Source organism: Microbacterium sp. Cr-K20 (assembly GCF_000708325.1).
Classification (GTDB): Bacteria; Actinomycetota; Actinomycetes; order Actinomycetales; family Microbacteriaceae; genus Microbacterium.
In genome coordinates this window covers 57245-67152 of record NZ_JARE01000048.1, presented here as the reverse complement: position 1 = coordinate 67152, position 9908 = coordinate 57245, and the positions used below count along the sequence as shown (strand labels likewise).

Annotated in this window: 8 protein-coding genes; all 8 read right to left on the bottom strand. The window is 68.9% G+C overall.

Features of this window, described 5'->3' with window-relative positions; genetic code table 11:
- The coding region (locus tag GZ67_RS0110790; protein ID WP_029273896.1) for an SGNH/GDSL hydrolase family protein at positions 1 to 634 on the bottom strand (634 nt) is incomplete at its 3' end.
- Complete coding sequence (locus GZ67_RS0110785) at positions 631 to 1806, bottom strand: DUF4185 domain-containing protein (RefSeq protein ID WP_029263957.1); 1176 nt, start codon at positions 1804 to 1806, stop codon at positions 631 to 633. The genes GZ67_RS0110790 and GZ67_RS0110785, both read right to left, overlap by 4 nt.
- Before the next feature lie 45 nt (positions 1807 to 1851).
- Positions 1852 to 3972, bottom strand: coding sequence for a hypothetical protein (locus GZ67_RS0110780; protein ID WP_197021083.1), 2121 nt, complete (start codon positions 3970 to 3972; stop codon positions 1852 to 1854).
- 39 nt (positions 3973 to 4011) lie between these two features.
- Positions 4012 to 4824 (bottom strand): carbohydrate ABC transporter permease, encoded by an 813-nt coding sequence (locus GZ67_RS0110775; protein WP_029263959.1) that lies wholly within the window; start codon positions 4822 to 4824, stop codon positions 4012 to 4014.
- A complete protein-coding gene (locus tag GZ67_RS0110770) occupies positions 4824 to 5699 on the bottom strand; it encodes a carbohydrate ABC transporter permease (RefSeq protein WP_029263960.1) in 876 nt (291 codons plus the stop codon). Before GZ67_RS0110770 ends, GZ67_RS0110775 begins: the two co-directional genes overlap by 1 nt.
- A 7-nt stretch (positions 5700 to 5706) precedes the next feature.
- Entirely contained in the window at positions 5707 to 6975 is a 1269-nt protein-coding gene (locus tag GZ67_RS0110765) for an ABC transporter substrate-binding protein (RefSeq protein WP_029263961.1), read from the bottom strand.
- Positions 6976 to 7130: 155 nt separating this feature from the next.
- Positions 7131 to 8969, bottom strand: coding sequence for a class I mannose-6-phosphate isomerase (locus GZ67_RS0110760; protein WP_081859972.1), 1839 nt, complete (start codon positions 8967 to 8969; stop codon positions 7131 to 7133).
- Entirely contained in the window at positions 8966 to 9847 is an 882-nt protein-coding gene (locus GZ67_RS20170; RefSeq protein WP_051662483.1) for an ROK family protein, read from the bottom strand. Before GZ67_RS20170 ends, GZ67_RS0110760 begins: the two co-directional genes overlap by 4 nt.
- Positions 9848 to 9908: the final 61 nt, after the last annotated feature.

Genomic DNA, 9908 nt, shown 5'->3' with positions numbered 1-9908 from the left:
CGGCCCACCCGAGCGCGAGCAGGGCATGCCCCGCCGCGCTCGGGTGGAACGCGTCGTCGAGCAGTCCCCACGGCACGCCCTCGTTGCCCGGACCGGTTCCCGCCGAGAACTCCGCGAACGCGGCGTACTGATCCGCCAGAACCACGCCTTCCCGCGCGGCCACATCCCGAATCGCCTGGGCGAACTCGCCGATACGGGCGCGGTCGGGCGCGTGCAGGAGGTCGACGGTCGGCGGCGTCTGCAGCACCGGCACCGCACCGAGCGCCCGCACCCGCCGCACGAACTCGGCGATCGACGCCGCGAACGCCGACACCTCGATCACGGGGTCGAGCCACTCGGTGGTGCAGTCGTTCGTGCCGACCATGAGCGTCACCACGTCGGGCCGCCAGTGCGCCACTCGACGGTCGAAGTCGCCCAGGATCAGGTCGGCCCGCCACCCCGTGATCGCGGTGTTGATCACAGCATCCTGCACCCGCCCGGCATCGCCGCGGATCAGCTCGTGCAGGTGATCGACGTGGTTGCGGGCACCGCGCGTGTGGATCAGGCCGTGCGTGATCGAGTCGCCCGTGAACACCCAGGTGACCGGCGCCCCGGAGGCGAGCAGCCCCCGGAGCGCCGCGCGATCATCCGTCATCCGGTGACCTTGAGCTGCACGTCGATGAACCGCGGGCGGTAGATCGAGGCGTCGTCGTACACGTCACCCACGTTGTCGAAGGTGTTCACGTTGTAGGAGACGAGGATGCGGTTGCCCTGACGCAGATTCGGATGCTCGTGCGCGTTGTAGGTGAACACGTCGGGGTCTCCGTAGCTGCCGAGCGCCCCGGTCTCGGGTGTGCGGTACAGCTCGACCGGGTCGGTGAACGGACCGGTCGGCGAGCACGAGGTGCGCGCGACGATGCGGGTGCTGAACAGCTCGGAGGTGTCCTGCGTCACGAGCAGGTAGCCGTCGCGGAAGGGGGCGACGCTGAACTCGTTGGCGACGTAGGGCACCACGGGCACGGCATCCGCTTCGTTCGCCGACCAGGTCGTGCCGTTCCAATACGTCCACGTGCCCTTGAGGCCGTCCTTGCCCTGCACCTTGGCGACGTAGGCCGAGCGCACTCCGCCGGGGTCGGCGATGCCGTAGATGTAGGTCGTGCCGCGTTCTTCGAGGGTCCACGAGCCCCAGTTGATGCCGGTCGCCGAGGGGAGGTCCACGATGCCCTCGAGCTGCAGCGTCTGACCGTCGAGCGTGGCGAGCCGGTTCGCGGTCCAGGCGAAGTCCCACTGCCCGGTGCCGGTGCGGGCGAACTGCAGTAGCGGCACCTGGACGGTGCCGTGACGGCCGGGCGTCGGGTCGCCGATCCAGTACCACTTGCCGTCGGGTTCGGGCGGGATGATGCCGGCCGGGTCGTCGGGGGTGCCGCCGGTGATGGTCGTGAGGTCGCCACGGCGGTCCTGCACCACGACGGAGTTGTTCACGAACGGAGAGTCGGTCGGCCGCGAGCCGTCGGGGTTCACGGTGCCGAGGAACGTGTCCGAGAAGAACCAGCCGGTCTTCCCCTTGCCGAGCGGCATCGAATAGGTGCTGTCGCCGCCGGTCCATTCGCCGCCGGTGTTCCCGTAGGTCGTGAAGGTCTCGGTCAGGTCCTGGTTCACACTCGATGTCGCCGTGAGCGTCTTGTCGACCAGCGAGCACTGCCCGTGTCCGTGCCCGCCGCCGTGCCCGCCTCCGGCCGGAACCGCCGCGCTCGCCGGCGCGGCGAACAGCGCTCCGGCGCACAGGGATGCGGCGGCGAGTCCCGCCGCGATCATGCGTCTTCTCATCTCGATCACTCCTTCGTGTTCGTGTGGGGGTACAGCTGGTCGTGCTCAACGCCCGGGGGTCTCGGTGATCCCTCCGGAGGCGTCGATGTCGTAGGTCTTCTCGCCCGCACGCAGGCCGCGCAGCACCGCGTGCGGGTCGAGTGCGGCGACGCAGCCGGACGCGCGCACCGTGCCGTCGGCCGCGACCGAGACGCCGAACAGGGCCTCGATCACGAGCTCGACCCAGGCGCCCGACGACGAGCACGACCAGTCGATGATGTACGGCAGCTGGGGTGGGGCTTTGCGCGCGCCGCCGTTGATGCCGGGCACGGCCTCCTCGACGAAGTGCGCCTGACCCATCGGGCCCTGGTTCGCGGTGCGCGACAGCCCTTCGACCCACGAGGTGAGCACCTCGGGAGCGCCGAGGCCGGCCAGCGCGCGTCCGGCATCCGCGGGCCAGGCGGGGTAGGCGCCGTTCCACTGGTGGTCGGGTCGGGGGCTGTAGCTGGCGTCGGGGTCCCACGGGGAGAGCGCGCGCATCCAGTTGTCGGTCTGCAGTTCGCGCTGGAAGAACGAGACCATCTCGTCGCGGATGCTCGGGGTGAGGTCGTCGGCGATCGTCGTGCCGACCACGCTGAAGTCGTAGCAGTGCCGCACCGGCAGCTGCGTGCCGTCGGGCTGTCCTGCGGTGAAGATGCCCTCTCCGGGGAGGTAGCGCTCGATCACGGCCGGGAGCAGGGCGTCGGCCTCCGCGCGCAGTTCCGCACCGCCGGACAGGTCTCCCCGCAGCTCGGCGAGCGCGGCGGCCGTCCGCATGCTCCAGACGTTCGCGGCGTTGAGGCTCGCGACCTCGTGCGTGTACGAGCTGACGCACTCCAGCAGGTTGTCGATCTCGCCGTAATCGGCGAGGGCCGTGCCTGCGCGTAACTTCTTCCACGCCATCGCCCATTGCCGCACCGACTCGGCGACCGTCTGATCGCCGACGATCTCGTCGAGGAACGCGGTGTCACCGGTGAAGCGCACGTAGTCGTGCACGAGCCGGGTCATGGCGTAGTCGTTCACGGAGTACCAGCGGCCGACCGGCCCGCCGGTGAGCGACGAGGTGCCGAAGTGCGAGTGGATGTCGAGCGAGATCCAGTGCCGCACCTGGTTGCGCATCTCCGCGGGGTCGAGCAGGGCGTGGCTGACCGAGCTCAGACTGTAGTCCCAGATGAACGTGGTGGTGCCCCAGTAGTTGGGCATGAGGGTGTCGTACGAGCGGCCGAGCACGTTGCCCGCGAAGTCGCGGCGGAACCAGATCACGCCGAGCACCGCCCACCAGTACAGGCGGCGCAGCGGCGCGGATGCCGTCTCGAGCACGGGCAGCGCCCCGGAGAACTCCCCGTCGTCGGGGTCGAAGGCGGCGTGCAGCTGCCGGTTCCAGAACTCCTCGGCCGCGGCGACCGCACCGGGCACGTCGGCCATCACGGCGTCATAGGTGCGCGCGGCATCGTCGCGGGAGATCCCGACCGCCTGCACGTAGGCCGTGCGCGCGACGCCCCCGGCCGGCACGGCGAGCACCACCGACAGCTCGCCGCCCCGACCGTTCCCGCCGATGCCGGTGTCGAACGCCTCGGGGAGCGAGGCCACTCCGCTCAGCGCCGATGATCCGTCCGCCAGGCCCTGCGCGCTCCAGGCCGCGGCATCCGCCGATGAGAACAGCAGGCGCCCGCCGTCGACGGTCGCGGTGTCGCGCTCCGAGGGCGACTCGGCGTCGAGCCACGCCTCCTGCGAGCGGGTGACCCGGGCGGCTGCCGAGAGCCCGATCCGCACCTCCCGATCCTGCGCCCCGGTGTTGCGCACGGCGATGTCGATCGCCACCGCCGTCTTCCCCGGCACGCACACCGTCGTGGTCTCGATCTCGAGTTCACCGACGGTCGCCCGCCGCACCACCCGGTCCGCCCGCCACTCGTGCGTGACGGGCGCGCCGTACGACGCGAACAGCCGGCCGTCGACGAACAGCACCGCGGTCTGGGTGAGCCCCTGCGACACGGGCGGGAACTGCACGGCGCTGATCGCGGTCAGGTCGTGGTCGACGCGCACGGTGCCGAACATGTTCGTGAGGCCGGTCGGCGCGATCATGTCGTCGTAGTGGTGGGTGACCGCATCGGCGGCGAGGTCCTCGACGGTGGGGATGAGCGGATGCATGATGCCTTTCGAGGGGCGGGGCGAGGGGCGGGAGAAAGGTCAGTACTGGCCGAGCGCGAGGCCCTTGGCGAAGAACCGCTGCGTGCAGAGGAACAGGATCACGGTGGGGAGCGAGACGAGCACGGCCGCGGCGAGCACGACCGACATCTGCGCGCCGCCATAGGTGCTCTGCATGCCGGACAGGGTCGTGATGATGGGGCGGATGTCGTCGGACTGGCTGAGCGTGAGGCCGAGCAGCAGGTCGTTCCACACGAAGGTCGCCTGCAGGATGAAGATCGCGACCAGCGCGCTCGACGCCATCGGCAGGTACAGCCGCACGAAGATGCGCCAGGTGGTGGCACCGTCGAGCACCGCGGCCTCGAACACGTTGTGCGCGACGCCGGTGAAGAAGTTGCGCATGACGAACGCCGAGAACGGGATCGAGATCACCGTGTAGATGATCACCATGCCCACGCGGGTGTCGAAGAGCCCGATGCGCGAGTACGCGTCGAACAGGGGCAGCAGCACCATCTGCAGCGGGAACACCGTGCCGCCGAAGATCACGACGAACCACAGGAAGCCGCGCTTGAGGCGCAGGGCCACGATCGCGTACCCGGCCGCCGCGCCCACGAGCACGGCGATGGTCGGCGAGACGATCGAGTAGATGAGGGTGCTGAGGATGCTGTCGCCGAGGCCCGAGAGCTCGAACGCGTCGGCGAAGTTCTCGAACAGGTGGAAATCCGTGGGGATCCACGACTCCTTCGAGGTGAAGGTCATCGGGTCCTTCATCGCGTTCACGACGAGGAGGTACGCGGGCAGCAGCCACACGATCCCGAGGATGACGAGGACGGCGGTGCGGATGATCTTCGACATCACATCTCCTTCTTCGGGGAGAGCTGCTGACGCAGGTACAGCACCGAGGCGACCAGGGTGATGACGGTGAGGAACACCGCGATCGCCGAGCCGAGTCCGTAGTCGCTGTTCACGAACGTCTCCTTGTACATCGTCAGCGCGAGGGTCTCCGAGACGGTGCCGGGGCCACCCTTGGTCATGCCCCAGACGATGTCGAAGGTCTTGAGGCTCGCGACGATCGAGAGCCCGACGACCACCGCCGTGAGCGGGCGGAGCATCGGCCAGAGGATGCTGGTGAACAGGCGCACGCCGCCGGCGCCGTCGATGCGCGCGGCCTCGAGCGGCTCCTTCGGGATGGCCTGCAGGCCGATCGTGAACAGCAGCGCGTTCACGCCGACGCCCTGCCACGACGAGGCGATGATCATGACGATCGTGTTGAGCGGAGCATCCAGCAGCCATCGTGGCGGGTCGGTCACGCCGAACGCGGCGAGGGCCTGGTCGAGCGCTCCGCCGGAGGAGAGGATGAACGACCACACCACGCCGACGCCGATGCCGGAGAGGGCGTAGGGGATGAGGAAGGGGAGGCGCAGCCAGATGCCGCCGCCGAGGTTCCAGGTGAGCAGGGCGATCGCCAGGCCGATGCCGACCGGGATGATCAGGGTGCCGATCACCCAGAGCACGGTGTTCATCGCCGAGCCCACGAAGTCGCCGTCGGTGAACATCTCGACGTAGTTGTCGAGCCCGATCCAGTCGGGGCTGCCGAGGCCGTTGTACTTCGTGAAGCTGAGGAACACCGTCCACAGCAGCGGGAGGTAGAGCAGGATCGCGACCAGGATCACGCCCGGGGCGATGAAGCCCCGGGCGGACCACTGGTACGGCGACTTCTGATGCGCCATCCGACGCTTACTCCTGCTCTGCCCAGTACTTGTCAGCCGTGGCCTGGATCTTCTCCAGGAACGGCATCGGGTCGCCGGGGTTGGCGTTGAAGGCGCCGAACTGCTCGATCGCGGTGGTCACGATCTCGGTCGGCATCGCCTCGAAGAACCGGTCGTACAGCATGTAGTCGTCGCCGGCGATCGTGGTGCCGAGTTCGGCGAGAGCGGGGTCCGCGACCTTCGCCTTCGGGTTGAACGCCACGTCGCCGTGGGCATCGTTCCAGGCGGTCTGCGCGTCGGGCGACATCCACCACTCGGCGTAGGCGAGACCGAGGTCGCGCTGCTTGGAGTTCTCGGCGGTGCAGATCGGGCCCGACTCCACGGCGACCGGGGTGGCGTCGAGGTCGTCGTTGACGGCCGGGATCGCGAACATCCCGTAGTCGTCGGTGGTCATGCCCGCGCCCTCGAGGTTGCCCGCGAAGAACGTGCCGAAGTTGATCATGGCGTAGTCGCCCTGCTTGAGGCCGACCGCGGGATCGGTGGTGCTGCCCGCGTCGCTGAACCAGCCGGCCTCCTGCTCGTCGAGCCACACGTTCATGACGTCGACGATCTCGGGGTCGGTGTACTTCACGTCGCCCGTGGTGAGCCCGGCGTACAGGTCGGGGTCGGTCGAGGCGACCAGGTGCTGGAACCACTGGAACGTGAAGAGCACGCTGGTCTGGTAGTACGGGGTGACCCCGGCATCCTTCAGCGTCTCGGCGGCATCGTTCAGTTCGTCCCAGCTGGTGGGCACCTCGATGCCGTTGTCGGCGAAGGCGGCCTTGTTGTAGAACATGATCCAGTAGGCGATGTTCATCGGCACGCAGTACTGCTTGTCGTCGAAGGTGTAGCTGTCGCGCAGGTCTTCGCTCACCCAGCCCTCGTCGACGGCCTTGGTCCAGATGTCGGTGGTCTCGGCCACCAGGCCTTCGTCGACCAGCTGCTTGAGCGAGTCGCCGGTGTGCCAGGTGAACAGGCCGGGCGACTTGTCGGTGCGGAACGACTGCTTGATGAAGGCGTCGTACTGGTTCGCGTCCGAGTAGCCGGTGGTCTTGAGGGTGATGTCGACGGCCTCGCCGCTGACCTCGTTGAGCGACTCGAAGTCGGGCTTCCACGCCGCCTTGTCGGTGTAGAAGTTGAGCGTGCCGGTCACCTCGCCGGCGTCTCCGGATCCGGAGTCGCCGGAGCACCCGGCGAGGGCCAGGGTGCCGAGGAGGAGACCGGCCGCGGCAGCGGCGATCGTGCGTCGCGAAATCATTCAGAACTCCCTTGTTCGTTTGGTATCGTTACCAGAAATCTGGTTTCACGGTACCAAGGTGATGAGTGCGGTGCAAGGGATTCCCTCGCGGGATCCTCGCGGATGGTGCGTCATTGCGGGTGCTGCGTTCGGGTTGCTGTGTGCGGTTTCCGTGTTCAGTTGTCGCTCGTGCGCGAGCCGCGCACGTAGGCCTTGACGGTCGCGAAGCGGGCGCTGCGCGAGTTCTCCGTGCGCTCGATCCGGTACGCCCCCACCGCGGCCGGGACGATGAACGTCTCGGCGTAGTGGATGACGAAGGGCTCGAAGGCGCCGGTCGGGCTGACGACCTGCACCTCATCCCCCTCGACCAGGTTGAGCACGTTGACCGTGCCCTCGGTGTCGTGGTCGGCACCCTCCGCGAACCAGTGCCGGCGCACCTCGATGAACTCGAGCTCGTGCAGGCCCGTGCTCTCCTCGATCACATCGCCGTCGGTGCGGATGGTCTTCACCTGGCCGAGGAGGTTGTCGCCGACCCACGTGGTGTCGCGGTCCCACTGGATGTTGCGGGCGCCGTGGTCGAGGTGCACCGGGCGGGGGATGCCGTCGAGGCCGACGCGGCCCCAGTCCCAGAGCTTGAAGGTGAAGATGAACGGCGTCGCCGAGATCTCCAGCACCATCGAGTTCGCGCCTGAGCAGTGCACGGTGCCGGCCGGGATGGCGAAGTGGTCGTGCTTGCGGGCCGGGAACGAGTTGACGTACTTGTCGGCGGGGAACGGATGCTCGCCGTCCTGCGCCGTCGCCAGATCCTGCAGCATCTCGGTGCGGTCGATGCCCTCCTTGGTGCCCAGGTACACCACCGCATCGTCGCCGACGTCGAGCATGTAGTAGCTCTCGTCCTGCGTGTAGTGCATGCCGAAGGTGTTCTGGATGTAGTCGGTCAGCGGGTGTACCTGCAGGCTGAGGTTGCCGCCGTCCATCGTGTCGAGGAAGTCGAAGCGGATCGGGAACTCGGCGCCGAAGCGCGAGAACGTCTTCGCGCCGAGCAGGTCGACCGGGCGGCGGAAGACCAGGTCGAGGGCGGGGATCTCGATCACGCCGCCCTCTCCCTCGAGCAGCAGGGAGTTCTCCTCGGGCACGCAGTCGAAGCACCACGCGTAGTTGTCCTTCGAGGGGTCGAGGCCGATGAGGTTCTTCATCCACTGGCCGCCCCAGACTCCGGGGTCGAAGAACGGCACGACGCGGAACGGCCGATGCGCGGCATCCTTCAGCGCCTGGCGGAATGCGGTGCCGGTGATCATGCCGGCTTCGGGGGAGTCCGGATGCTGTTCGGCCGGGGCGATCGCGTTGCCGTCGAGCACGAAGTCGACCGTGTCGAACAGGTTGCGCTTGTGCCGGTCGGCGACGCGCCACTCGACGAAGAAGCCGCGCTTGTACTTGCGCAGGTTGTCTTCCGAGGCGTTGTCGGCGCGCCAGTTCGTGGCGCCCTTGCGCTGGCGCAGCTGGATCTCCCAGCGGGCCATGTCGACGAGCACGGTCGCTGCGGCGCCGTCGATGTGCGGGGCGAGGAGCGCGGAACCCCAGCCGATCACGACGGTGGGGCTCTGCGTGATGCTGCCGGCGAGGGCGTCGAGCTTCGCGGCGTCGTAGAAGTCGGTCAGCGTGAAGTGGCTCATCACGCCGAAGACGCGGTCGTCGGTGAGGTTCGGGGCGATCAGCTGCTCGACCTCGGCGACCGGGCGGGCGGCGGTCTCGACGTCGACGACGGTCCAGCCCGGCAGGGCGGCGCGCACCGCGGTCGTGAGGGCGGGGATGTCGACTCCCGGATAGGCGTCCACCAGCAGCACGGGGGCGGTGCCGGTCACGCGAGCGCAGGCCTCGGCGAGTTCGGCGGCGGCGGTCCAGCCCTCGGCGCCGCGGAGGATGCGCTCGCCCGAGGGGAGCGCCACGGTGGGCTGGGTGTCGTAGCGACCTCGGGTCGTGTGCCCTTCGTGCATGTCGCTGATCGGGGTGGTCACTGTTCCTCCTGCGGTGTGGCGGTGTGAATGGTCGTGGCGCGGGCGAGGACGCTGAGTCCGCGGGCGACGGAGAGTTCGGGCTCCGGGGGGACGACGAACTGCGGCGTCGTCATCGAGGGCCAGAGGTGTTGGCGCACGTGGGCCTCGATCGGGGCGCGGACCGCATCGCCCGCGCGCAGGATCCCGCCGGACAGGATCACCACCGCCGGGTCGTACGAGTGCACGAGCGACGTGACGACCGCGCCCCACACGTGCAGGAAGCGGTCGCGGATGCCGGGGTGCGCGTCGGTCGTGAAGACCTCGGTCATGGTGGTGCCGGAGGGGAGCGCCCAGGTGCTCGCCAGCGCCTCGCCGCAGCCGATGTTCCCGCACGGGCATATCGGTCCGTCGAGGTCGACCGTGAGGTGTCCGCCGAGGATGCCGGCGTGCCCGGTGCGTCCCCGCAGGGGCAGGCCGTCGATCATGGCCGCGGTGCCGATGCCGGTGCCGAGGGTGACGAGCACCGCATCGCCCTCGCGGGCTGCGCTGCCCGTCGAGGTCTCGCCGATCAGCGCCGCCCTGGCGTCGTTCTCGACCACGGCGGGGAGGCCGAACTCGGTGAGCGCCCAGCTGTTCAGGTCGAGGCCCTCGAGGAAGTCGTACTTCGCGTTGGCGTGCAGCATCCGTCCGCTGGTCGGGTCGACGACGCCCGGGACGGCGATGCCCACGGCATCCGCAGGGCGCGTGGTCTCGGTCAGGAGTCGGCGGGCTTCGGCGGCGGCGGCGGCCAGGTCGGCGGGGCTGCCGAGCACGGGGATGCTGCCCGAAGCGACGACACGGGTGCCGTCGATCACGGCGAGCTTGATCTCGGTGCCCCCGAAATCGATGCACAGCTCCATCCGGCCTCCTCGTCGCCTCATCCGACTGCCTCGTCGATGATTGGTAACGTTATCAACGGGG

Bases quoted from the DNA above. Each gene is read 5' to 3' on its own strand.
- GZ67_RS0110765 (WP_029263961.1), bottom strand. From the start codon at position 6,975: ATGATTTCGCGACGCACGATCGCCGCTGCCGCGGCCGGTCTCCTCCTC.
- GZ67_RS20170 (WP_051662483.1), bottom strand. From the start codon at position 9,847: ATGGAGCTGTGCATCGATTTCGGGGGCACCGAGATCAAGCTCGCCGTG.
- GZ67_RS0110770 (WP_029263960.1), bottom strand. From the start codon at position 5,699: ATGGCGCATCAGAAGTCGCCGTACCAGTGGTCCGCCCGGGGCTTCATC.
- GZ67_RS0110780 (WP_197021083.1), bottom strand. From the start codon at position 3,972: ATGCATCCGCTCATCCCCACCGTCGAGGACCTCGCCGCCGATGCGGTC.
- GZ67_RS0110785 (WP_029263957.1), bottom strand. From the start codon at position 1,806: ATGAGAAGACGCATGATCGCGGCGGGACTCGCCGCCGCATCCCTGTGC.
- GZ67_RS0110775 (WP_029263959.1), bottom strand. From the start codon at position 4,824: ATGTCGAAGATCATCCGCACCGCCGTCCTCGTCATCCTCGGGATCGTG.